The organism is Nioella sp. MMSF_3534 (genome assembly GCF_030732985.1).
Taxonomy (GTDB): domain Bacteria; phylum Pseudomonadota; class Alphaproteobacteria; order Rhodobacterales; family Rhodobacteraceae; genus Nioella.
In genome coordinates, this window is record NZ_JASHJX010000043.1 from 17,420 (window position 1) to 40,877 (window position 23,458).

The window sequence follows — 23,458 nt, forward strand, 5'->3', positions numbered from 1 at the left end:
CAGGAAGTGGCGTTACAGCGCCATATCGTCGCGATGGATAAGCGCCGCACGGCCCGGATAGCCCAGAATTGGCTCGATCTCATCCGACCGGTGTCCGGCAATGGCGGTCGCTTCTTCGGATGTGTAGCGGATAAGGCCAAGCCCGAGTCGCGCCCCGTCGGGGCCTTCCACGGCCACGGGATCGCCACGCAGGAACTGGCCCGAGACCTTCGTCACTCCGGCAGGCAGCAGCGATTTCCCCCGGCCAAGCGCCGCGACCGCTCCGGCATCCACGCGGACAGAGCCCCTGGCCTTCATCGCCGCAATCCAGTGCTTGCGCGCGGTCTGCGGATCCTGTGTTGCCGTGAACCAGGTTGCGTTTGCGCCTTTATTCAACGCAGACAAGGGGTTGAGAACCGATCCTTCCGTGATCGCCATGGCGCAGCCAGCCGCCGTAGCGGTGCGCGCGGCCATCAGTTTCGTCTTCATACCGCCCTTGGACAGCCCCGAACCGGCATCGCCTGCCATTGCCTCGATCTCGGGCGTGATCTGGGCAATCACGTCATAGCGCGTGGCGTTCGGGTCATCCTTGGGATTGCCGGAGTAAAACCCGTCCACATCGGACAGCAGCACCAGCTGATCGGCCCCCACCATCGCGGCCATATTCGCAGCCAGCCGGTCATTGTCGCCATAGCGGATTTCGTCGGTGGCGATGGTGTCGTTCTCATTCACAATGGGCAGCACGCCAAGGCCAAGCAGCGTGGCCATCGTGTTGCGGGTATTCAGGTAGCGGCGGCGGTCGGCGCTGTCTTCCAGCGTGACGAGGATCTGTGCGGTGGAAATGCCGTGGGGGGCCATTGCCTCTTCATAGGCGCGGGCAAGCCGGATCTGACCGACGGCAGCCGCAGCCTGTGCCTGTTCCAGCGCCAAAACCCCCCGCCCCAGACCAAGGACAGACCGGCCTAGCGCGATGGAGCCGGAGGAGACCAGAACCACATCGACACCCCGCGCCTTGATCGTTGCCACGTCGGCGGCCAGCGAATGCAGCCAGTCCGTGCGCAACGCGCCGGTGTCCTTGTCGACCAGCAGGGCCGAACCGATCTTGACCACCAGACGCCGCGCGTCCGACAGGCTTACGGCTCCCATTTCGCGGGTGCCTCCTGTGCACCTTTTTTCTCGCGCAGGCGGCCTGCGTCGATCTTGCTGCGCAGGGCACGCAGCACATCGGTCACACCCATCTGGGCGACGCCCGACATGGTCATGACGGGACCGGCAGCAGCCTCCAGCGCGGCTTTCTTCTCGGCCAGTTCTTCTTCATCCAGCGCGTCGATCTTGTTCAGAACGGTGATGCGTGGCTTGTCGGCCAGACCCGCCCCGTATTGTTCGACCTCGTGAATGATCGTCTGGTAGTCCTCGACCACATCCTCCGCAGTGCCATCGACCAGATGCAGCAGCACCGCGCAGCGTTCCACATGGCCAAGGAAGAGATCACCCAACCCCCTGCCCTCATGCGCGCCTTCGATGAGGCCGGGAATATCAGCGACCACGAATTCCACCCCGTCCACGCCGACAACGCCCAGATTGGGATGCAGGGTGGTAAAGGGATAATCCGCGATCTTGGGCCGGGCGTTGGATGTCGCGGCGAGGAAGGTGGACTTGCCCGCATTTGGCAAACCCAAGAGGCCCACATCCGCGATCAGCTTCAGCCGCAGCCAGATGGTGCGTTCAATCGCAGGCTGGCCGGAATTGGCGCGGCGCGGCGCCTGGTTGGTGGAGCTTTTGAAATGCAGGTTGCCGAAACCGCCATTGCCGCCACGTGCCAGCACCACGCGCTGACCCAGTTCAGTGAGGTCCGCGATAACGGTCTCCTCATCCTCCTCCAGCACCTCGGTGCCGACGGGAACCCGCAGGATGATATCGTCGCCATCCTTGCCAGTGCGCTGGTTGCCCATGCCGGGCTGGCCGTTCTTGGCAAAGAAATGCTGCTGGTAGCGGAAGTCGATAAGCGTGTTTAGCCCGTCGACGGTTTCCACCACGACATCGCCGCCACGACCGCCATCGCCGCCATCCGGGCCGCCATATTCGATGAATTTTTCGCGCCGGAAGGACACGCAGCCGTTTCCGCCCGCGCCCGAGCGGATGTAAACCTTGGCTAGATCGAGGAATTTCATGATGTCGGTTCCCCGCGGGGTCGTCCCGCATGGTCAGAGGGATTAGAGGGAACCGGGCCGGGGCTCAAGCCCCGGCACGCGCCCTCAGCTGAGTTTGCGCAAATAGGTCCAGGTTGGCACCTTGGCATTGCGCGCGACGGAAAACGCCTCGGCATCGCCCAGATAGCTGAACTTGGCATTGGTCAGAACGCGGGCAGAGCCCGGATTGTCCTGGAACACGCTGGCGAAGATCGTGTCGCTCATCAGCGGGTTGGCCCCGACCAATGCCTTCACAGCCTCGGAGGCCAGGCCGGTGTTCCACATCGTCGGCGCGACCCAATAGCTGATTTCGGACTGGTTCCGATCCATCTGCTGAAGGGAAATCACGCCCATCAGTTCGGACCCGCCCTGTTCGGTGGCATCCATGGCCCAGACATGTTCACGCCGGTCCTCGCGTTGCGCCTTGGCGACCAGCGCCTCGGCCGCGCCCGGTGGCAGCGGGTGCGGGATCGAAGTGGTCTGCTCGGCCACCCGGCGATCGGACGCGTACATGTTTAACAGCCCGGCATCCGAGGTCCGCAAGGGCCGCAGCACGAAGCGCGGGGTATCGACGGCGGTCTGTTGAACGATCGTCTCCTGTTTCATTCTGCTCCTCCTCAGAACAGTGGTCTTTTCGGGGTCGGGCCCGCCACCTGCCCCTTTCACTTGGGGCCTTCGGTCGGGCACCTCAAGGCCATGGCCCCGAAAAGTGAAAGGGGGACCGGCCCTGATGCCGATCCCCCTTTAAGTCTTGCAAAAGGTCCGGCGTTACTCGGCGGCTTCCGCCTCCGGCAGTACGGAGATAAAGGTGCGGCCCTTCAGTCCCTTGTGGAACTTCACGGCGCCGTCGACGGTTGCAAAGATGGTGTGATCCTTGCCCATGCCGACGCCCTCGCCCGGCCACCACTTGGTGCCACGCTGGCGCGCGATGATGTTGCCCGGAATGACGGCTTCGCCACCGAACTTCTTGATGCCGAGACGGCGACCGGCAGAGTCGCGACCGTTACGGGAGCTACCGCCTGCTTTTTTATGTGCCATGGGTGTCTCTCCTTATTCTGCGATTTTGGCTTGAGCCTGAGCGACCCAGCCTTCGCGTTCGATGCGGCCCTTGAACGACAGTTTTTCGTCCATGGCTGCGATGTCGTCAGCATTCCACGCGGCGATCTGAGCGAAGGTGGTCACGCCAGCTTCGTGCAGTTTCTTTTCCAGCGCGGGGCCGACACCGGACAGCTGCTTGAGGTCGTCGGCGCCGGTTGCAGCGGCTGCTGCGGGGGCGGCTTCGGCCTTGGCGGCTTTCTTGGCGGGCTTGGCGGCGGGGGCTGCGTCTGCTGCGGTCGAGACCGAGCCTGCGCCCACGGCTGCTTTCACACCGGTTGCATCCGCGCCAGAGGCGAGAATGTCGGTGATCCGCACGAGGGTCAGCTTCTGGCGGTGGCCCTTGGTCCGCTTCGAGCTGTGCTTACGGCGACGCTTGACGAAGTGGATGAGCTTTTCGCCCTTGATCTGGTCGATAACGGTGGCCTGAACGGCAGCACCGGCAACGGTCGGCGCGCCCAGAACGGTGTTTTCGCCACCGAGCATGAGAACGTCGTTGAATTGGATGGTTTCGCCAGCATCGGCAGCCAGTTTCTCGACGCGCAGAACGTCACCGGACTGAACCTTGTACTGCTTGCCACCGGTCTTGAGGACCGCAAACATAGGCATCTTCCTTTTTCTCCCGCGCCCTGTGGCCCCCGCTTCGGGTGTTCCTGCGACCGGTGTCGCGCCTCGGACAGCGTGCCCCGCTTCGGGACATCGGTTGTAAATAGCAAGCGCCGCCCGAGTCGTCATGGGCGGCGAATGAGGCCTGCTGATGCCTGAGGCTGCGGGTGAAGTCAAGCGACAAAGGCCGAATTTGCAGCTTATCCGCCGTCATCCTCCGCTGGCGCATGACCGGCGGCAACCGCCTGCCCCAGACGGTACATGCTCTGCCTGTAGGCTTCACGATATCCGGCCTGAAATGCGTCCTCGAACGCCTGCGCCCAGGGCTGTTCGGCCCGCGTCACCCATTCATCCACTTCATCGCTTGTAAAGCCATCTGTCACCAGAAAGAACATCTGCCGATAGGATAGGGTCACATCGTCTTGGATATCGTCAAAATAGGTTTCCCAGTCGGCCATGTAGGCGTTCAGATCGGCCGAAACCGACGCCGGAAGTTCGGTCTGATTCAGGGGGGCATCGTTCAGGCCCAGGTAATAGGCCTGCTCTGACGCCCGCAGAAAGGTGAAATGCGTCTCGATCGAGCCCCGCAGGTCCAGAACCCTGTCTGCGGCGATGACCCGCGGATCATTGGTCAGCTCTGCCCCGGCGAACGCCCCTTGCAGGTTCTCGGCTTCGGCCAGGCGGGTCGAGATCGTCTGGCCGATCTCGGTCAGGCGTTGTCCGAACGGTGTTTGCAGCGCCGCAATCGCTGTCTCCATATCCTCGGGCGAAAACGGCACGGTCACAAAGCCGCGCCGGAAATCGGCGGCGATCTGCGCCGGATCGGTGGCTGCCTCCATGGCGTCTGTCCAGGCCGCAGGGATCGCCTCCGGATAGAGACCGCCCCCGGTGCCCTGCCATTCCGACAATGCGGCCCCTCGAAGACTGGCGAGGTTCGCTTGGAACCCGGCCGCGTCGAACAAGGCATCGACCAGTTCGGCGTCAGGGCCTTGATCCTGCGCGGCCGCAGGCACGGACAGGCACAGCAATGCGCAGAGTGAAATCCGGGCAAACATACCAACCTCCTTTAGAAATCCGATCCGTCGAGAATAGACCAAATCCTAAAGCAAAGCGGGCCCCAAGACCACCTGTCAGGTCGGCTCGCCCGTCATGAACAGCGCTGCGGCATTCCCCAGACGATAGCTCATCTCGGAAAACACCGCGTCATAGCCCGCGAAAACGGTCGAGTTGTAGAGCTGCCCGGCATCGGATTCCGAGAACGCGATATAGGCTTCCAGCTCCTCATCCGTCAGGTCGGCATAGGCCATCAACTGGAAGGAATAGAGCCACAGGATCGTGTCCTCGCGGATATCGGGTTCCGATTGCCAGACCTGGGTCAGGATCATGTCCTCGGGGATCGGGCGTTCATAGGCACCGCCATCGGACATGCCGCGCAGAAAGGCGAAATTGGCGTTCAGCGCGCCCATCACGTTGAAGTCCACGAACCCGTTCACCTCGGTGAAGCGGTCCAGCAGTTCAAGCCGCGGATTCGCCTCGGCAAGGTGCTGGAAATAGACCTCGTTCGCGGCATCTTCCACGGCCTGATCGGTGATGGCTTCCCACGCGGTCAGTTCGCCTTCGACAATCCGTTCACCAAGATCGGAGGAGAAAAAGGCCGTGATCTCCGCCGCGCGATCCTCGGCGAGACGGTCTTCGGGAAAGCCCTCGTAGAAATACGCGCGCAAGGTGTCAGGGGCATACAGCCTGTCGACAACGCTGCCCCATGCCGCACCACCGCGCCCGGGGAACAGGTCATCCTCCAGCCCGCGCCCGTCGCGCACCCCTGCCTGCACCATGATATTGATGCTCTGTTCCATGCCGATCGCGTCCAGCATGGCCAGCGTGTCCTCTCGCAACGGGGGTGCGGACTGGGCCAGGGCCGGGCCCGCGCCGATGACAAGAGACACAGAGAGGCAAATCGCACGCAGCATGAACGGTCCTTTCGCTGGAAACCCGTATTGGTCCTGTGCAGGACAATGGGGGGCACCGCGCGGGATTTCCAGCCATGCCCCGGACAAATCCGCTTGATCGGCGGGAAACCGTCACTTCCCCCCTTGCACGCCCGGAAAGGACCGTCTAAATCCCCGCCTCACGACCCCTGATAAAGCGCGGAGAGGTGCCGGAGTGGTCGAACGGGGCGGTCTCGAAAACCGTTGTGGGCGCAAGTCCACCCAGGGTTCGAATCCCTGTCTCTCCGCCATGATTCCCTAGGATTGCCTCTGCAAATCAAAGCGTTACAGGCCAGTTGCTCCGGGCGCTTGATACTCTACCCACTCCCCGCACACGCCGCGCCCCAGGATTTTGACGGACAAACGGCCCCGCATTCGCTCACGAAGACGTGATCGCGTATCACACCCGGCGACGGCCTGCGGGTCAGTTCGCAGGCTCAAAACCATCGCGGTCCAGCGTGCAAAGTTCGTCTGCCTCTAACGCTGTGTCCATGGGAACGTCGTAGAGGCGGCAGTATTGGCCCCGGCTAGCGTGAAGGCAACCGCTGCAACCGGCCACCAAGGCTTCATGGTCGCCCTTGGCATGAATTCGATCGTGGCAGTCGCCGCACAGCGCGACAAGTTCAAACAGGAATTCATGGCCCCAATGCTCATAGCTTAGGTGATGAACTTCCTTCGCAGGCGATAGTCTACACCCTTCGCAAAGCCCGTTCGCCCGCTCCATCACGCGTTGGCGTCGGTCGCGCCATTCCGGCGACGCAAGATAGGCGTTGTGGGCTTGGATGTAGTAGCTGTCGCCCTTTTCCTTGGCCTTCCATCGCCGCAACTGAACTTCGACGTATTTTAGGTCAATCTTTTCTCTAGCCGCTTTCCGCGTAGCCAAGTAGGCGTCGTGCATAGCATCATCGAAGTCGGGCAGTTCGTCGGCGTTTGGCGGCGCTTTCAAGGCGTTGCCCACACGAAGCCCACAATCCAAGCATTGCATTCGTGTGACGGGGTGCCCGCCCTTATTCGTGCCATGCCGCAGTTCTTGGCTTTCGTGGTCGCATTCCTTTTGCGAATGGTCCGAAAACTCTTTCGCCCATCGTTGGGCCAAATCCATGTCGATAGTTAATTGCTTGCCGTTGCGCGGGTCTGTTAGCCGCATATTCTTCTCCTGCCTTCTTCCAAGCTTGAAGCTAGACGATTGCGATGTTTCGTGCCGCAAAAAAAAGCCGCCCCCCGTATTCCACAAAACGAACGAAGGATTTCCGAACCTTCCCCCGGAGGAGCTCTGACTCACGTCGATCCGTCGCCTGAACCCGTCAAAGGTGTCAATGGTGCGTCGATCTTCGCGGGCAAATCGGACATTATCGGCGTGTCATCTCGCATTTCTACCATACCGCTCGGTTTCAACTCGAAATCCGCAATGAAGAATGCGTTGGAATACATGACCAGCAAAGAATAGCGCCGGTTTCCGTCCGGTGTCGTTCCAAAACCACGAGGCGATTGATAGCGAGCCTCAAACATCGCCCTCAGGTTCTTGTCGTTATTTGCCCCGGCGCCAAGTTGACTGATCAAATACGGCGCATCAAGAGAGTTGACCACATAGAACGGTCCCTCCTTGCCGCGCACGAAGAAACAGAAGAAATGGAGGTACTCCAGAGCGTTCTCGTCCGTTAGTGCAATGTTCCCTGCTCCGTTGAACTGATGAATACCCGGTGATGTGCCATTGAGCCAAACAACATCCTCGCCCTTTCTCAGCGCGTAGATGAAAAGATTCGAAGGCACCCAACTGGGATTCTTGAACATGAGGAACGCGCAATCCGGATAGAACGACAATGTCTGCGCCTTTATGGTCAATCCATCGCCGAAATCGAGCTGTGGCAACGCCATGCGCAGCGCTTCTGGAACCCCATTCTCGTAGTCCTGCCAGCCCGAATATCGGGGATGAAAGAAATCCAGGGCTGGTGTCACTTTCTGAACATTCTCCAAGATCTGCCCTTTCCTTTGCTGTCACCATTCTTCTGAAGCTTGAGTACCGCAGCCTGCAGGGTATCGGGAACGAAATCGGCCGGCATCCGTCCCCAATTGTCCGGGAACGTGCCTTCTGGCAGGGACTTTAACAGTTGTCGGATCTTCGACAGATCGCCCGCCGCCAGAACGCTCCGGTAGTCGGGGGTAGGCGCTGGAGGAGATGCCGCTTTACCTGAGCTGGCAGCTTTGGCCGATGCACCGGCAACTGCGTCTGCGCGGTTGGCTCTGATGAAGTCGCTTGCACGCGCCATCACGTCGCGTCCCCAATCGTCCGTCTCCTTGGGATCGGCGCCTTCGGCCAGCATGCGGTCGAACAACGCAAGATTCCCCATCTGTGCGGCGCGGAGCATGATAATGGTCCGGGCTTTGAGGGGGTCGGGGCAGCGGGCGATGCAGGTCGAAAGGACGGAAAACTCCGGGTCAAAGGCATTCATCAGATTGGGCGCTTTGACGTCGCTCAGGACGGCGGCCAGGCTAGTGGCCTGTTCCAAGCTGACAGTTTCCGGCAAGGGGTTTGTGGCTGCCCTGATCAGGCCCGCGTGCTGATATTGCCATGCCGCAGGAAGGATCGCGGCTCCGGGCGCTTTTGGCCAGGGGGCAACCTTACCTGCGTCGATCAAGGCCAGGATGTCGTCGCCGAGACCGAGTTTGATCAGTTCGATCACCGGAACACTGTGTTCAGCCCCGGGCTGAAACAGGATGTCGAGGTATCGCGCATCTGCCAACATCTCTTTGATGAGAGCCGCGCGATCGGATTGGGCCTGCACGTCTTTTTCGCTTTTGGCCTTGGCGAACGACTTGATTGCCGAATGCAGCGGTGTGTCCGTTCCCGCCGGGATCGCGGCAGGCGCGAAGTTGGGATGCTCCGCCAGCAACGCCTGGATACCCGCGTGATGGCGGGCCATCTCAAATGCCGTTTTGCCCTTCCCGTCGGCAAGGCCGACATCGAGCTTCGGGCTCTTCAGAAGGGTTCGAAGCGTATTGCGCGTTTCGTCTGCCACGAAGCGCGGGGCCGGGCCGCCATGCCTTGCCAGCCAGTCCAGGGCAAAATGCAGCGCCGCACGACCTTTGGAGTCCTCTGCTTCGGACTGCTCGTTCGGGTTGACGCCGGCCTTGAGCAGGAAGTCAACGGCGCTTGGTTGCAAGGCACCTGCCGCTCGCATGAGAGGGCCGACCCCATCGGGCCCCTTGTCCAGGCAGGAGGCCCCGGAAGGACGTTGCAGGATCGACAGCATCCGCCCCGTGTGGCCGTTTGACGCCGAGAAGTCGAAGGCCGTCAGACCCTGATCCGACCGTCGCGTCACGTCGCAACGCTCAAGGCAATACTCGAAAACAGCCGCATCACCGCCCATTGCCGCGCCCATCAGGGAGTCGAGGTTGTGGAGAGACGGCGCATCGTGCCGGAAACCGTGTTGCTCGAGCTTCAGGATATAGTCGAGCCGACCGCAGCGGGCGGCCGAATAGAGCGGGTCCATCCGTTGTTCCGGAGCCTTTTGCGGATCAGTCTTCCCAAGAAGCAGGCCGAAGACGGCATCGTTGCCGCCCCAGATTGCGGAATCTATCGACGTGAAACCGGCATTGTCCGGCAGGTGTGGGTCGGCGTTCCTCTCAAGCAGAAATGCCACCGTTTCATGACAGTTCCATGCGGCGTTCGCGAGGGGCGTCCGTTTGTCGTCGCGCTGCAGATTGACACTGTCGGGTGCCTTGTCGAGCATTCGACGTAGCTGATCTATCATGCCGTAGTTGGCGGCAATGTGGATGTAGCGGCTGCCTGTTTCGCTGCTCTCGACCGGAAGATCCGCCTCATCGGAGGTTGCAAACACGGCCATCACGAAATCGCGTTCGCGCTGATCCTCGTCGGCAAGGATCGCTGACGTCACGGCCCAATCAACGGCACGAAGCGAAAGATAACTGGCCGCCAGTGCAACGTCCTCTTCCGTAGCGGCCTGAATGTCGGGCCGTCCGTTCCGGTCCCACTCTTCGGCACGTTGCAACAGCAAGCCCTGACGCAGGATGCTTTTCGCTTCCTTCCGAAACCAGGCCGCTGCAAAGGGCCATCTGTGAATGACAGCCTGATGCGTCAGACGGTAGCCGCCGGGGGTTGGCACGATAAGACGGCGCTGCAGAAACGCCGCCTGCCGGTTGGCGGTGATGTAGAACGGTCGTGCTGGCACGGAGTTGAGTACAAGCCGCCCGGTCTGTGCATCGCCACCATCCTCGCCGGGGACAACCGAAATGAAGGGGCGCAGGAATGCGCCCAGGTCGGCTTCCGTGCCACCGTCCGTCTCGGCCCAAGCCTGATCTGCCAGGTTCTTGATTTCTTCGGTTATGCTGAGCGGGAAGGGCTCAATATCGTTCAAGGTTATGGCGGCTCCGCCTTCGCCGAAAACCCGCTTGGCTGATTTCGCAGCAAGTTCCGGCGTGCGGCACACGTGATCGAACAGGCTGTAGAGCTTCAGCGCCAACAGCGGCAAGGACGATGCTCCCGCACCGCCCGCGTCGCTTTCGCCTTCGGGATGCGTGTGGAACTCCGACAACAACCGCTCCACGACCTCATCGTGGAGAATGAAGCCCGCATCGGCGAAGGGGGCCGTGACGATCGCGCGGACGAAGTCTTCGTCATCGTCTGCCAGGCTGATTTCACTGGCACCGTGATAGACCGTGCCAACCATGTGCGTGTCGTAGATTGCCCGGCGGCTGTCTTCCAACGTGATCGCCAATGGAAAGGCGCGGCTGTCCGCAAGTTCCGCCAAGAGCGACAGCAGAGCGCGCCACCAATCGGCCTCAAGATCGTTGGCGATGTTGTCGACGATTTCCTCGAACTGATCAATCGCCACAAATATACGCCGCTCTTGAGGCAGGGAACGCTCGATCCACTCCAATGCCGCTGCGCGGGCGCGCTCGGCATCGGCAATCACGATCAGCGGATGATCCACTCTTCCGAGGTCCAGCCGATCGGCCAGCATTTCGCAAAAGGCCCGGATCGGTGTGCCCTCGACATGGCCGACCGGCAGGTCGGTGGGTCGAAAGATCAAATGCTCGTAGCCAGCTTCGGACGCCAGGGAAGCCACCCGAGCGTTGAGAAACGATGACTTGCCCACCCCGCTCGGGCCGCTGATCGACAGGATGGAACGGTGTGTCAGCAGCCAGCGACGGGCCTCGTCGGTTTGCCTGTCACGCCCGAAGAACTGTTGCGCGTTCTCGGGAAGGTAGTGATCGAGGCGCCGGTAGGGGTTGGGTATCTGCGACGCGGGGATACCGAAGATGTCTCGCACGAATGGCAGGGCCCAACCGTCATCGTGCTGGATCTGCTCCAGTCCGTATGCCTGGATTCCAACCTCGTTGAGCCAGTCCAGAAGCGTATCCACCTCGGTTTCACGCGGGTGGTTCCCGGTCCCGTGCAGCACCAGAAGCGGTCGCTTGGCAAGCCATGTTTCCAGTATGAGTCGTGTTTCCAAGGTGATCGGGATTTGGCCGGACCTGATCGCGCTGCGACGATCCCTTCGCTCCATGCCGTCGGCGACGAAGAACCGACCGCCCGCATCCCCGTCGGCAAGCAGGCCCTGATCGTCCAGTCGATCCTCGAACTGACCGCCACAGGGGATGGGCTCTGACAAGGACGTACCGATCCGCACGAGGCTCGCCGCGTGACTGGGGCCCGTCGCCTGGTTGAACCCGGCCCACATGCCGGTCAGCGCATGGCTGCGACCTTGCGGGGTGCGCAGATCGAACCTGTTGAAGTCCCAAGCCTGCGGGGCCAGCTCGTATCCGGGCCCGATCCGATCGAGCGCCGATCGCAGGTGGTTTGCGCACTTCTCCCACCATTCGGCTCCATCCTCGTACCAGGCCAGGACCACGGTGTTCTCGGATCGGAGCGAAAACGTGCCGTCCGAGAGCGGGTCTGCCTGCTTGCCGAATTCGGGAGCCAGCCCAATCCTGATGCGTTGGATTTCTTTTTGGATTTCGATGAGGATTTCGGTTAGCCGCCTCTCCATTTCTGGCAGGTCGTTTTGAAGCGTATTGGCAAGCTGCGAGTCACCGGTCAGCTCGGCCAACTCTTCGCGCTGGTTTGCCAGCAGCTCTTTCAGCTCATCGTTCTGGAATGTCGTCAGTGCCGCAAGCAGGGTCGGACCGGACTTGGGATACTTTTCCGGATTCTGCATGAAGCTTGCAAGCATATCGAGCACCCGCTCAGGGAAATCCCGAGAGGCGCCCTTGCCCACGCGGTATCCGTCGCGTGCAAGCGTTTTGACGATTTGGGGGATGTGATCCGGCTGCCTTCCGGTCAAATCAGAGATGACCGACGTGAATCCGATACCCAGATCGTCAAGCTCTTTGCTGTCGAGCCCTATTGCAAGGTGTTTGCCCAGCAATGAAATGAAGGCTTCCAAATGGGCGTCGATCGGGCTTTCGCCGAGGTCGCGTTTCCTGCTTTCGTCGAGCGCCCGGTCCGCTTCGTTCTCGAGTTCCTCGCGCAGCAGCCGCGCAAATTCCGGTAGGCCCGCATTGAACTCGTTTCCACCATAGGTTTCTGCCACGTTCAACGCATGCTTGAGCAGATCGCGAGTCGCTTCGACCCAAGCAAGGCGGAATGTACGCTTGACGACGTGATTTTCCGGAACACCTGAGCAAACGAAAAGACGGGAAATCAGGCGGTCGAAGACGCGCTTGCGCAGTCCCGGACTATAGCTTTCTACCAATGCCGCCGCCGCGGGGATGCCGGGCAGAATCGAACTCAGTGAAATTGCCACAACACCCGAATCCCCATGTATTCTCTAAATGAAAAGAGGTTAAGGTCATTTCGATTTTGCTTCAACCAAGGCAAACGCGGTCTGACTGTCCACCCATCAACCGTCTGGCACAGTTCGTTTGGCCCCGGAAATCCGCCCTGCGTCCGCAAATGAAAACTGCCGACCAGGGGGGGGCCGGTCGGCAGCAGGGTTTCAAACCCTCAAGGCAGGTTCAGAAGAAGCCGAGCTTGTTGGGGTTGTAGCTGACCAGCATGTTCTTGGTCTGCTGGTAATGGTCCAGCATCATCTTGTGGGTCTCGCGCCCGATGCCCGACTGCTTGTAGCCGCCGAAGGCCGCGTGGGCCGGATAAGCGTGGTAGTTGTTCACCCAGACACGGCCCGCCTCGATATCGCGGCCGAAGCGGTAGGCGCGGGTGCCGTCGCGGGTCCAGACCCCGGCGCCGAGCCCATACATGGTGTCATTGGCGATTGCGAGCGCCTCTTCCTCGGTCTTGAAGGTGGTCACCGACACGACCGGGCCAAAGATCTCCTCCTGGAAAACGCGCATCTTGTTATGGCCCTTGAGGATCGTGGGCTGGATGTAGAAGCCGTCGGCCAGATCCCCGTTGAACCGTGCCGCGTCGCCGCCGGTCAGCACTTCCGCGCCTTCTTCGACGCCGATGGTCAGGTAGGACAGGATCTTGTCCTGCTGTTCCTGGCTTGCCTGTGCGCCGACCATGGTCTCCATCTCACGCGGGTCGCCCTGCTTGATCGCTTTCACGCGTTCGATGCAGCGGGCGATGAATTCCTCGTAGATGTCTTCCTGGATCAGTGCGCGGCTCGGGCAGGTGCAGACCTCGCCCTGGTTGAAGGCGAAAAGGACGAAGCCTTCCACCGCCTTGTCGAGAAACGCGTCATCTTCCGCCATCACGTCGGAAAAGAAGATGTTGGGCGACTTGCCGCCCAGTTCCAGCGTGACCGGGATCAGGTTGACCGTCGCGGCCTCCATGATCTTGCGGCCGGTCTCGGTCGAGCCGGTGAAGGCGATCTTGGCGATGCGCGGGCTGCGGGCCAGAGCTGCGCCGACCTCAGCGCCGTAGCCGTTCACGATGTTCAGAACACCGGCGGGCAGCAGGTCGGCGATGCATTCTACCAGCACCATGATCGCGGCGGGGGTCTGTTCGGCGGGTTTCAGCACGATGCAGTTGCCGGCGGCCAGCGCGGGCGCCAGTTTCCACGCGGCCATCAGGACCGAGAAGTTCCACGGGATGATCTGGCCCACGACGCCGAGCGGTTCGTGGAAGTGATAGGCCACGGTGTCGTTGTCGATCTCGCTCATATTGCCTTCCTGACTACGCAGGACCCCGGCGAAATAGCGGAAGTGATCGACGGTCAGGGGGATGTCCGCCGCCGTGGTTTCGCGGATCGGCTTGCCATTGTCCCAGGTTTCGGCGGTGGCAATGAGGTCGAGGTTTTCCTCGATCCGGTCGGCGATCTTCAGCAGCAGGTTGGAGCGTTCGGTGGCCGAGGTCTTGCCCCAGGCGTCTTTCGCGGCATGGGCGGCGTCCAGCGCAAGCTCCACGTCTTCGGCGGTGGAGCGGGCCACTTCGCAGACCTTCGCGCCGGTGATCGGTGTGATGTTGTCGAAATACTGGCCCTTCACGGGCGCGACGAATTTGCCGCCAATGAAGTTGTCGTAACGGGTTTTGAAGGGCGAGGTGTAGCCGCCCGAGACTTGCGTCATTTCATTCATGAGAGTTCCTCCAATCGTCCCGGTCCTCCGCCGGGAATGGAAGAAATCTGCAAATCTGACCGGGCACTGTCATCCGGAGGGCAGCAGCCGGTGTCTCGCACCTGTCTCACTCCTGAGACAGGTCAGCCCGTGTTTTCCCCGATCCCGAGCCGTTTCATCCGCCGATAAAGCGTCGCACGGCCCACGCCGAGGGCGCGGGCGGCCTGAGAGACATTGCCACCGGCCCGCGACAGGGCCCGAATCACGGCGGCGCGTTCTGCCTTTTCAAACCCTGAAGGTCCGTCGTCCCGCCCGAAGATATCCGAGGCGGGGACTGACCGGATCGGACCCGATGCGCCAAGCCCGAACGCCTTGCGCGCGCCGCGCGTGGCCCCAAGCACGATATCGTCACGGTCCACCGCCAGCAGCATCGCCGCCTCGCTGTCATCATTATCGGCCACGATAATCCTGGCCTTGGGGAAGGCAGCGCGGAAACTGTCCACCTCGATCTGGCGCGCCGTCTGCGCCACCTGCGCGGCGATGAGCCGGTTGAACGCCTCGGTCTGATCGGCGCGGGCGGAGGAGACATCGAGCGCCCCGATCAACTCCCCTTCCGGCCCGAAAATGGGCGCGTCGATGCAGCTCATGCCGGTGTTGCGGGCGTGGAAATGCTCGTCCCGGTGGATGATGACACGCCGGGTTTCGGCGATGCAGGTGCCGATGCCATTGGTGCCTTCCGAGGCTTCTGACCAGTCCGATCCCGGCGTCAGCCCCCAGGCATCGAACACCGACTGGTCGCCATCGGCTGCGCGAAGGTCCAGCACCACTCCTTCCGCGTCGGTCAACAGCACACCGCAGCCGGAACTGCCGACAAGCTGGTAGAGCGTATCGAGCTTGGGCGTCGCGATGCGCCGCATCGCCTCGGCCTTTTCCCGCCGCTGCGCGAGCTCCGTATCGGTGATCCGTTGCACCCCGTCGCGCTGGCCGGGGTCGAGCCCATGATGATCGAGCGACCGACGCCAGGAGGCCGCCAGCCGCGACCGCGCCGCCGCGCCCGGGTCGCTTGCCGTTTCGACAACGCGGGTGATGTGATGATCGGCCTTGGCCATGATGCTCCTCCCTGGGGCATCCTAGGGCAAAGCGTTGCGGGTGGGAACAGGATCGCTCAGACCCTGCCTGTCAGCGATACAAGCAACAGACGTGCACGGCGGGCAAATTCGCTTCCAGCCAAGGCGCCGTCTGCCACGCGGAGAGGATTGGTGTGCGCAGCTTTCAGGATCGGCTCCGCCTGCCAGAAGGCATAAAGCGCAGGTCTGGCAGCGGCATGGATGGCGGATTGCGCAGCCTTGCCGCGCCGAAAACGCGTCAGTGCCCGGTCCGCCAGGGCCTTCACGCCCTCCGGCCTGCCATCGAGCAGCGGCACCCTGCCCCGCGCTTCCAGTTCCGGCACGGCGCGCAGAAACCCCGCAACGCCGCCACCCCAGGCGATATCGCGAACGGCGGTTTCCGCTTGATCCGCTGCGCCAAGCGCACGGGCCGCAACCCAGGCAAGGTTACCGGCGGTTGCGTCTATGTAGCGGTCGAAATGCGCCTCGTCCTCAAAGGCATCGCGGTAGATATCCCACCGGCGCGCGGCAATCAGCTCATCCAGCAGCGCGGCGTTTCCGGGATGGATGGCCTGTGCCAACGGCTCCACCACCTCATGGGCGCGGGGTGGTTTGCCCTGCCCGATCTCTTCCATCACATCGCGCCAGAATTGCAGACGCATCTCGGCAATCATCGGCTCGGACGCGACCCATGGTGCGCGGGCAACCTCAAGGTTGAACGCGTAGAGCGGGAAGAGCACGGCGCGTGCGTCCGGCGGCGCGGCCATGGTGGCCAGAAACCGGTCGGGATCACCGCGTTCCACCAGCTCCGCGCAGGACTGAAGACTCATGCCGCCGGTGCCCCGTCGCGCACCAGTTTCCAGGTAACCGCGTCGAGCAGCGCCTCGAAGCTTGCATCCACTATATTGGGCGACACGCCGACGGTGGACCAGCGCCGCCCGCTGCTGTCCTGGCTGTCGATGGTCACGCGGGTCACGGCCTCGGTCCCGCCCTGGGTGATACGCACCTTGAAATCCACCAGCTTGATATCGTCGATATAGGATTGGTAGGGGCCGAGATCCTTGGCCAGCGCCTTGGAGAGCGCATTGACCGGCCCGCGATCGGCGCCGGTCTCATCCATGCTTTCGCTGACCGACAGCATCTTGCTGTCCCCGATCTTCACCACCACGACGGCCTCTGACAGGCTGACCATGCGGTTGTACTTGTTCTTGCGCCGCTCGACGGTGACCTTGTAGCGCTTCACCTCGAAGAAGCTCGGCAACTGCCCGAGCGCCCGACGCGCCAGCAGCTCGAAACTGGCCTGCGCGGTGTCGTAGGAATAGCCCTCCGCCTCGCGCGCCTTGATCTCCTCAAGGATGGTGCCAAGCGCCGGATGGCCCTTTTCAACGGTCAGCCCGGCCTCGGCCAAGCGGCGGATCAGGTTCGACTGCCCGGCCTGGTTCGACATCGGGATGATGCGGGCGTTTCCAACCGTGGCAGGGTCGATATGTTCGTAGGTCGTGGGATCCTTCAGGATCGCGCTGGCATGAAGCCCGGCCTTGTGCGCAAAGGCGGAACTGCCCACATAGGGCGCCTGCCGCATAGGCACGCGGTTGAGGATATCATCAAGCGTGCGGCTGATCTTGGTCAGTCCGGTCAGCGCATCGAGCGTGATGCCGGTCTCGTATCGGCTGGCATAGGGTTCCTTGAGCAGCAGCGTCGGGATGAGCGTGGTGAGGTTCGCGTTGCCGCAGCGTTCGCCAAGCCCATTCAATGTCCCCTGAATTTGCCGCGCACCCGCTTCAACGGCGGCAAGGCTACCGGCTACAGCGGTTTCGGTGTCGTTATGGGTGTGGATACCGAGCCGCTCGCCCGGGACGCCAGCGGCGATCACCTCGCCGGTGATGCGCCCGATTTCTTCCGGCAATGTGCCGCCATTGGTATCGCATAGCACGATCCAACGCGCGCCATTGTCCAGCGCGGCCCTCAGGCAGTCCAGCGCATAGACGGGGTTGGCCTTGTACCCATCGAAGAAATGTTCCGCATCGAAGAGCGCCTCGCGCCCCTGAGCCACCAGGTGCGCCACGGACTTCGCGATGTTGTCCAGGTTTTCCGGCAAGGTGATGCCAAGCGCGGTGTCCACGTGGAAATCATGGGTCTTGCCGACGAGGCAGACCGCCCCGGTGCCCGCGTTCAGGACGCCCGCCAGAACCTCGTCATTCTCGGCCGACCGGCCCGCGCGCTTGGTCATGCCGAAGGCGGTCATGGTGGCGCGGGTCCGGGGGGCTGCGTCGAAGAAGGCGCTGTCGGTGGGGTTGGCGCCGGGCCAGCCGCCCTCGATGTAATCCACGCCGAGCCGGTCGAGCAGGGTCGCGATGGTCTGTTTCTCGGCGGTGGAGAACTGCACGCCCTGCGTCTGCTGCCCGTCGCGCAGCGTGGTGTCGTAGATGTAGAGGCGGGATCTGGTCATTTGGTGCCTCCGCAGGAAAAATCTTCTGGAAGATTTTTCTGGCTGCCATCGAAGGAAAAATCTTCCAGAAGATTTTTCGGATCGGAAGAATTTTCCGGAAAATTCTTCATGCCAGCCCCTCCAGCTTCGTCGCGTCGAATTTGGGGGTCGGAACCAGCTCCACGCCCGCCTTGGACATTCGAACCTCTACCCCTGCGTCGATCAGTACGGTCTTGAGCCGATCGACTTCGGAGAAATCTTTCGACTCCATGGCACTGGCGCGTGCGTCCAGAAGCGCTTCTTGCAGTGGAACTAGCACAGAGAATGCCTCTACGTCACGATAGGCGCCGTCTTTCCAGTCGTTGCCAATTCCGAGAAGTTTCAGTGCAGTAAAGAGTTCTTCACTTCGGCCTTCACGCGCTAACTTATGAAGCACCGAAATTGCGAGAGGCGTGTTTAGGTCGTCTGCCAGCGCATCGACCACTTCGAGTGGTACACGCCTAGCTAGACTCTCCACTCCGTCGAGTTGCTCCCGCCACTTTCGCAGCGTCTTCTCCGCATCCTCGGCCTTCTTCGCGGTCCAGTCCATCGGTTTGCCGTAATGGGTCTGTAGGAACACAAACCGGATCACCTCGCCCGGAATGCCCTGTTCCAGCAGGTCATGCACGGTGAAGAAATTGCCCAGTGACTTGGACATTTTCTTGCCCTCGACCTGCAGCATCTCGTTGTGCAGCCAATAGCGCGCGAAGCCGCCCTCGGGATGGGCGCAGCAGCTTTGGGCGATTTCGTTTTCATGATGCGGAAACATCAGGTCGTTGCCGCCGCCGTGAATGTCGAAGGTTTCGCCAAGCAATTCATAGGCCATGGCGGAGCACTCGATATGCCAGCCGGGCCGCCCTCGGCCCCAGGGGCTGTCCCAGCCCGGCAGATCGTCGGACGAGGGCTTCCACAACACGAAATCCATCGGATCGCGCTTGTAGGGGGCCACTTCCACCCGGGCACCCGCAATCATGTCATCGACCGACCGGCCCGAGAGGCGGCCATAGTCCGGGTAGCTTTTCACCGAGAAGAGCACATGCCCCTCGGCGGCATAGGCATGGCCCTTGGCGATCAGCTCTTCGATCATTGCCACCATCTGCCCGATATATTGCGTGGCGCGCGGCATCTGGTTCGGCTCCAGCACGCCCAAAGCGGCCATGTCGTCGAGATACCATTGCGTGGTTTCGGCGGTGATGTCGCTGATCGGTCGCCCGGTTTCGGCGGCCTTGGCGTTGATCTTGTCATCCACGTCGGTGAAATTGCGCACATAGGTGACATGATCGGCCCCGTAGACATGGCGCAAAAGCCGGTAGGCCACGTCGAAAGACACCGCCGCCCGCGCATTGCCCATATGGGCGCGGTCATAGACCGTGGGGCCACAGACATACATGCGCACGTTGCTGGCATCGAGAGGCTCGAAAACCTCTTTCCTTCGGGTGCGGGTGTTGTGAAACCTGATCGTAGTCATGCCTGTTCCTCACGAGGGGCGCTCGCGGGCGGGCCTATCAACTTCTGTATTGTTTTGGAAGCAACGAACGGTCCGCCCTGACGATGTCAGCCGGTAATAATGCAGCAGATGATGCAGAGCGTTGCGTTCATGGCGGCGACCCTAGCCCGCTTCCGCCGCGCTGCCAAGCCCTTCCGGCAAACTGCCGGGACCGGCGTTGACAAGGCGGAGATGGCATGCGCCTCTCGGGGCCTTGGAATCACGATCAGACGGACAGGTGCGGCGATGCGGCAATCACGGCGGATTTCGACGTTGAACGGGGATGGCGACGATGGCTGGGGCCTGTTCATAGAGGCGCGCCGGATGATCGCCGCGGGTGTTGACGTGACCGAGCTGACCATCGGCGAACATGACATCCGCACCGACGCCCAGATCCTTGAGGCGATGCATGCCTCGGCTGCGGGCGGCAACACGGGCTACGCCATGATCCCCGGCATCGACGCGCTGCGCGACAAGGTGGCGGCGCGGGTGACGGAGCGGTCAGGCCTGAAGACGACGCGCGACAATGTGATGATCACACCGGGCGGTCAGGCCGCGCTCTTCATGGCCCATCACGCCGCCTGCGACGAGGGCGACCGGGCGCTTTTCATCGACCCCTACTACGCCACCTACCCCGGCACGATCCGGTCCGTGGGCGCGGTGCCGGTGGCGGTGAAGGCGCGCTCGGCCCATGGCTTCCAGCCCGATCCAGGCGAAATCGCCAAATCCGCACCGGGGGCGAGGTCACTGCTGATCAACTCGCCCAACAACCCAACGGGCGCGGTTTATGGCGCGGAAACCATGGCCGGGATCGCCCGCGTGGTGCAGGAGCATGACCTGTGGCTCATCTCCGACGAGGTCTATGACACGCAGGTCTGGGACGGGCCGCATATCAGCCCGCGCACCCTGCCCGGTATGGCGGACCGCACCATGCAGATCGGGTCGCTCTCGAAAAGCCACGCGATGACCGGATCGCGCTGCGGCTGGATCGTGGCGCCCGAGGAGGTGACGGAAAACCTGATCCAGCTGGCCACCAACACCAATTACGGAGTCGCGGGCTTCGTGCAGTCGGCGGGTCTTTTCGCGCTGGAACTGGGTGAGGATTTCGAGGCGCGCATCGCCGAGCCTTTCCGCCGTCGCCGCGGGCTGGTGCTCGATCTGGTGGCAGGGCAGCAGGTGGTGCGCGCGATCCCGGCGCAGGGGGCGATGTATGCGATGCTGGATATCCGCGCCACCGGCCTCAGCGGCGAGGACTTCGCCTTTGCCCTGCTGAAACAGCACCATATCGCGGTGATGCCCGGCGAAAGCTTCGGTCAGGCGGCGGCGGGGCATATCCGCGTGGCCCTGACGGTCGCGGACGACAGGCTTCGCGAGGCGGTGGCGACCTTGCTGGACTTCGCCCGCGAACGGGCCGGGGCGCTGCAGGATTGACGCCCGAAAACCGGCGTCACGGGCGGGCGGAATCGGATAGGGTCGCGTCATGACCCTTTTCGACCTGCCCGACCCCGACACGCTCTATGCCGCGCTTCTGGCCAAGGACCCGGCCTATGACGGGCGCGCCTATGTGGCGGTGCGCTCCACGGGCATTTTCTGCCGCTTCACCTGCCCCGCGCGGAAGCCGCTAAGAAAGAACTGCGCCTTCCACCCCACGGCAGGCGCCTGTCTGGAGGCGGGGTTTCGCCCCTGCAAACGCTGCCACCCCCTGAACCAGAGCGGCGATCCTCTGGTGGAAACCCTGCTGGCCGCGCTCGACCGCGCCCCTGCCCGCCGCTGGCGCGAGGCCGACCTGGTGGCCATGGGTTACGATCCGTCCACCGTACGCCGCGCTTTCAAACGCCATTTCGGGATGAGCTTTCTCGACATGGCCCGCCAGCGGCGCTTGCGTGAAGGCTTCACCGCGCTTGGCGATACCGGCAGCGTGACCGAAGCGCAGCTTGATGCCGGGTTCGAGAGCCCCTCCGCCTTCCGCGCCGGGTTCGCCCGGCTTCTGGGGATTGCGCCGGGCAGCCTGAGGGCGGGCGCGCGACTGCAGGCGGATTGGATCGACACGGCGCTTGGGCCCATGGTGGCGGTCAGCGATGAACGGGCGCTCTACCTGCTGGAATTTGCCGATCGCAAGGCCCTGCCGACCGAGTTGAAGGCCCTGTGGCGGGACGCGAAAGGCGATCTGGGGCTTGGCCGCCCTGCCCCGACCGAGCGTGCGGCGCAGGAGCTGGCGGCCTTCATGGAGGGGCAAAACGCCCTCTTCACCGTGCCGCTTGCCCCCGGCGGCACGCCCTTCCAGCGGCAGGTCTGGGACGCGCTGCAGCGCATTCCGGCGGGCGAAACCCGCAGCTATTCCGACCTCGCCACCCGGATCGGCCGCCCCGAGGCCACCCGCGCCGTTGCCCGCGCCAATGGGGCCAATCGCATCGCGATCCTGATCCCCTGCCACCGGGTGATCGGCGCCGATGGCAGCCTGACGGGCTATGGCGGCGGGCTCTGGCGCAAGCGGCGGCTAATCGATATCGAACGTCACTACACCGGGGTTGCGAAATTCGCTTAACATGATAAGCAATTCTGGTGAAGGGAGATGCCGCCATGAACCACGACGATCTGCCGAAATGGTCCGCCAGGGCCGCCGCATGGGCGCAGGACTATCACGCCACGCTGCGCGAGAGGCCCGTGCGCCCCGACGTGACACCGGGCTCGATCCGCGAGGCGCTGCCGGCTGAGGCACCGGAAACGGCGGAACCGATGGACGACATCTTCGCCGATTTCGAACGCATCGTGCCCGGCGCCATGACCCATTGGCAGCACCCGCGGTTCTTCGCCTATTTCCCGTCGAACGCCTCGCCCGCCTCGATGCTGGCCGAGCAGCTGGCCAACGCGATCAGCGCGCAATGCATGCTGTGGCAGACCTCGCCCGCCGCAACCGAGATCGAGGAACGGATGGTGCAATGGCTGCGCGCGGGGCTTGGCCTGCCCGAGGGGTTCACCGGCACGATCCATGACAGCGCGACCACCGCGACCCTGTCGGCGGTGCTGACCATGCGCGAACGGGCGCTCGATTGGCGCGGGCTGACCGAAGGCTTGTCGGGTCAGCCCCGCCTGCGCGTCTATGCCTCGGCCCAGACCCATAGTTCGGTGGACAAGGCGGTGCGGCTTTCAGGGATCGGGCAGGAAAACCTGGTGAAGATCCCCACGCGGGACGACCTGTCGATGGACCCGGACGCGCTGGCCAAGACCGTTGCCGAGGACCGGGCGGCGGGGCTGGTGCCCGCCGGTGTCATCTTCTGCGCGGGCGGCACATCGGTCGGGGCTTTCGACGATATCGCCGCCTGCCTGCCCGTTGCGCAGGCCGAGGGGCTTTATACCCATGTGGACGCAGCATGGGCCGGGTCGGCGATGATCTGCGCGGAATTCCGGCCCCTCTGGGCGGGGGCCGAGGGCTGCGACTCGATCGTCTTCAACCCCCATAAATGGCTCGGCGTGCAGTTCGACTGCTCCGTCCAGTTCCTGCGCGATCCGGCCCCGCAGATCCGCACGCTCGGGCTGCGCCCCGACTACCTGGAGACGCTGGAAAGCAGCGAGATCACCGATTTCAACGAATGGACCGTGCCGCTTGGCCGCCGCTTCCGGGCGCTGAAACTGTGGTTCGTGCTGCGTGCCTACGGGCTGGAGGGGTTGCGGACCCGCCTGCGCAATCACGTGGCCTGGGTGGCGGAACTGGCGGAGCGTGTGGCGGCGATCCCGGGGCTGGAGATCGTGACAGACCCCCGGCTGGCGCTCTTTTCCTTCGCGCATCGCGACGGGGATGCGGCAACCGAGGCACTGATCCAGAAGGTCAACGCCGATGGCCGCGTCTACCTGACCCAGACCCGCCACGAGGGCCGCTTCGTCATCCGCATGACGGCGGGCAGTTTCGATTGCACCCGCGAGGATGTGATGATGGTCGAAACTGTCCTGCGGGAAATGCTTGGATAGGGGGATTTCGCCGTGGCTTCGCCACGTCGATCCGGGGGGGGGGGGGGGGGGGGGGGGGGGGGGGGGGGGGGGGGGGGGGGGGGGGGGGGGGGGGGGGG

18 protein-coding genes and 1 tRNA gene are annotated in these 23,458 nt (G+C 62.9%); 4 read left to right on the forward strand and 15 right to left on the reverse strand.

Annotated elements, in window-relative coordinates; genetic code table 11:
* Nucleotides 1-12 precede the first annotated feature (12 nt).
* The 7 genes from proB to RBB16_RS16440 all read right to left on the reverse strand — a co-directional run bounded on the left by proB (nt 13) and on the right by RBB16_RS16440 (nt 5,839).
* Nucleotides 13-1,125 (reverse strand): glutamate 5-kinase, encoded by a 1,113-nt coding sequence (gene proB, locus RBB16_RS16410; RefSeq protein WP_306047180.1) that lies wholly within the window; start codon nt 1,123-1,125, stop codon nt 13-15.
* The gene (obgE, locus tag RBB16_RS16415) at nt 1,113-2,150 is read right to left on the reverse strand and encodes a GTPase ObgE (protein WP_071689871.1); all 1,038 of its coding nucleotides are present in this window, start codon (nt 2,148-2,150) and stop codon (nt 1,113-1,115) included. Before obgE ends, proB begins: the two co-directional genes overlap by 13 nt.
* Before the next feature lie 84 nt (nt 2,151-2,234).
* Nucleotides 2,235-2,774: a GNAT family N-acetyltransferase gene (locus RBB16_RS16420; protein WP_306047181.1), complete on the reverse strand. Its 540-nt coding sequence runs from the start codon at nt 2,772-2,774 to the stop codon at nt 2,235-2,237.
* Between the two features lie 162 nt (nt 2,775-2,936).
* A complete protein-coding gene (gene rpmA / locus RBB16_RS16425) occupies nt 2,937-3,206 on the reverse strand; it encodes a 50S ribosomal protein L27 (protein WP_071689869.1) in 270 nt (89 codons plus the stop codon).
* A 12-nt stretch (nt 3,207-3,218) separates the two neighbouring features.
* Nucleotides 3,219-3,866, reverse strand: a complete 648-nt coding sequence (locus RBB16_RS16430) for a 50S ribosomal protein L21 (protein WP_071689868.1) — start codon at nt 3,864-3,866, stop codon at nt 3,219-3,221.
* Between the two features lie 203 nt (nt 3,867-4,069).
* The gene (locus RBB16_RS16435; RefSeq protein WP_306047182.1) at nt 4,070-4,924 is read right to left on the reverse strand and encodes a hypothetical protein; all 855 of its coding nucleotides are present in this window, start codon (nt 4,922-4,924) and stop codon (nt 4,070-4,072) included.
* Nucleotides 4,925-4,999: 75 nt separating this feature from the next.
* Complete coding sequence (locus RBB16_RS16440) at nt 5,000-5,839, reverse strand: hypothetical protein (protein ID WP_306047183.1); 840 nt, start codon at nt 5,837-5,839, stop codon at nt 5,000-5,002.
* A gap of 179 nt (nt 5,840-6,018) precedes the next feature.
* Between RBB16_RS16440 and RBB16_RS16445 the strand changes: the two genes are divergently transcribed.
* A tRNA-Ser gene (locus RBB16_RS16445) sits at nt 6,019-6,108 on the forward strand.
* Nucleotides 6,109-6,281: 173 nt separating this feature from the next.
* On the opposite strand, the gene RBB16_RS16450 is transcribed toward RBB16_RS16445, so the two are convergent.
* From RBB16_RS16450 to cysS, 8 genes are all read right to left on the reverse strand, one after another.
* Nucleotides 6,282-7,004, reverse strand: a complete 723-nt coding sequence (locus RBB16_RS16450) for a hypothetical protein (protein ID WP_306047184.1) — start codon at nt 7,002-7,004, stop codon at nt 6,282-6,284.
* A 131-nt stretch (nt 7,005-7,135) separates the two neighbouring features.
* The gene (locus RBB16_RS16455) at nt 7,136-7,831 is read right to left on the reverse strand and encodes a hypothetical protein (RefSeq protein WP_306047185.1); all 696 of its coding nucleotides are present in this window, start codon (nt 7,829-7,831) and stop codon (nt 7,136-7,138) included.
* A complete protein-coding gene (locus tag RBB16_RS16460; RefSeq protein ID WP_306047186.1) occupies nt 7,810-12,624 on the reverse strand; it encodes an ankyrin repeat domain-containing protein in 4,815 nt (1,604 codons plus the stop codon). The genes RBB16_RS16455 and RBB16_RS16460 overlap by 22 nt, the downstream gene beginning before the upstream one ends.
* Nucleotides 12,625-12,835: 211 nt before the next feature.
* Nucleotides 12,836-14,356, reverse strand: a complete 1,521-nt coding sequence (locus RBB16_RS16465) for an aldehyde dehydrogenase family protein (RefSeq protein ID WP_306047187.1) — start codon at nt 14,354-14,356, stop codon at nt 12,836-12,838.
* Nucleotides 14,357-14,478: 122 nt separating this feature from the next.
* A complete protein-coding gene (locus RBB16_RS16470; RefSeq protein ID WP_306047188.1) occupies nt 14,479-15,444 on the reverse strand; it encodes a GAF domain-containing protein in 966 nt (321 codons plus the stop codon).
* A 56-nt stretch (nt 15,445-15,500) separates the two neighbouring features.
* A complete protein-coding gene (locus tag RBB16_RS16475; protein ID WP_306047189.1) occupies nt 15,501-16,271 on the reverse strand; it encodes a squalene/phytoene synthase family protein in 771 nt (256 codons plus the stop codon).
* Nucleotides 16,268-17,890: a citramalate synthase gene (gene cimA / locus RBB16_RS16480; protein ID WP_306047190.1), complete on the reverse strand. Its 1,623-nt coding sequence runs from the start codon at nt 17,888-17,890 to the stop codon at nt 16,268-16,270. Before cimA ends, RBB16_RS16475 begins: the two co-directional genes overlap by 4 nt.
* Nucleotides 17,891-17,996: 106 nt before the next feature.
* Nucleotides 17,997-19,376 (reverse strand): cysteine--tRNA ligase, encoded by a 1,380-nt coding sequence (gene cysS / locus RBB16_RS16485; RefSeq protein WP_306047191.1) that lies wholly within the window; start codon nt 19,374-19,376, stop codon nt 17,997-17,999.
* Nucleotides 19,377-19,640: 264 nt separating this feature from the next.
* Here cysS and RBB16_RS16490 point away from each other — a divergent pair, with 264 nt between their 5' ends.
* Genes RBB16_RS16490 through RBB16_RS16500 form a run of 3 tightly spaced genes read left to right on the forward strand, consistent with a single transcriptional unit; the run spans nt 19,641 to nt 23,360 of the window.
* Nucleotides 19,641-20,825, forward strand: a complete 1,185-nt coding sequence (locus tag RBB16_RS16490) for a pyridoxal phosphate-dependent aminotransferase (protein WP_306047192.1) — start codon at nt 19,641-19,643, stop codon at nt 20,823-20,825.
* A gap of 49 nt (nt 20,826-20,874) precedes the next feature.
* Nucleotides 20,875-21,939: a trifunctional transcriptional activator/DNA repair protein Ada/methylated-DNA--[protein]-cysteine S-methyltransferase gene (locus RBB16_RS16495; protein ID WP_306047193.1), complete on the forward strand. Its 1,065-nt coding sequence runs from the start codon at nt 20,875-20,877 to the stop codon at nt 21,937-21,939.
* Between the two features lie 35 nt (nt 21,940-21,974).
* Nucleotides 21,975-23,360 carry a pyridoxal-dependent decarboxylase gene (locus RBB16_RS16500; protein WP_306047194.1) on the forward strand — a complete coding sequence of 462 codons (1,386 nt, stop codon included), beginning with the start codon at nt 21,975-21,977 and terminating at the stop codon, nt 23,358-23,360.
* Nucleotides 23,361-23,458: the final 98 nt, after the last annotated feature.

Bases quoted from the DNA above. Each gene is read 5' to 3' on its own strand.
- RBB16_RS16500 (WP_306047194.1), top strand. From the start codon at position 21,975: ATGAACCACGACGATCTGCCGAAATGGTCCGCCAGGGCCGCCGCATGG.
- RBB16_RS16490 (WP_306047192.1), top strand. From the start codon at position 19,641: ATGCGGCAATCACGGCGGATTTCGACGTTGAACGGGGATGGCGACGAT.
- RBB16_RS16495 (WP_306047193.1), top strand. From the start codon at position 20,875: ATGACCCTTTTCGACCTGCCCGACCCCGACACGCTCTATGCCGCGCTT.
- rpmA (WP_071689869.1), bottom strand. From the start codon at position 3,206: ATGGCACATAAAAAAGCAGGCGGTAGCTCCCGTAACGGTCGCGACTCT.
- obgE (WP_071689871.1), bottom strand. From the start codon at position 2,150: ATGAAATTCCTCGATCTAGCCAAGGTTTACATCCGCTCGGGCGCGGGC.
- RBB16_RS16475 (WP_306047189.1), bottom strand. From the start codon at position 16,271: ATGAGTCTTCAGTCCTGCGCGGAGCTGGTGGAACGCGGTGATCCCGAC.
- RBB16_RS16420 (WP_306047181.1), bottom strand. From the start codon at position 2,774: ATGAAACAGGAGACGATCGTTCAACAGACCGCCGTCGATACCCCGCGC.
- RBB16_RS16465 (WP_306047187.1), bottom strand. From the start codon at position 14,356: ATGAATGAAATGACGCAAGTCTCGGGCGGCTACACCTCGCCCTTCAAA.
- proB (WP_306047180.1), bottom strand. From the start codon at position 1,125: ATGGGAGCCGTAAGCCTGTCGGACGCGCGGCGTCTGGTGGTCAAGATC.
- RBB16_RS16435 (WP_306047182.1), bottom strand. From the start codon at position 4,924: ATGTTTGCCCGGATTTCACTCTGCGCATTGCTGTGCCTGTCCGTGCCT.
- RBB16_RS16430 (WP_071689868.1), bottom strand. From the start codon at position 3,866: ATGTTTGCGGTCCTCAAGACCGGTGGCAAGCAGTACAAGGTTCAGTCC.
- cysS (WP_306047191.1), bottom strand. From the start codon at position 19,376: ATGACTACGATCAGGTTTCACAACACCCGCACCCGAAGGAAAGAGGTT.
- RBB16_RS16470 (WP_306047188.1), bottom strand. From the start codon at position 15,444: ATGGCCAAGGCCGATCATCACATCACCCGCGTTGTCGAAACGGCAAGC.
- RBB16_RS16440 (WP_306047183.1), bottom strand. From the start codon at position 5,839: ATGCTGCGTGCGATTTGCCTCTCTGTGTCTCTTGTCATCGGCGCGGGC.
- cimA (WP_306047190.1), bottom strand. From the start codon at position 17,890: ATGACCAGATCCCGCCTCTACATCTACGACACCACGCTGCGCGACGGG.
- RBB16_RS16450 (WP_306047184.1), bottom strand. From the start codon at position 7,004: ATGCGGCTAACAGACCCGCGCAACGGCAAGCAATTAACTATCGACATG.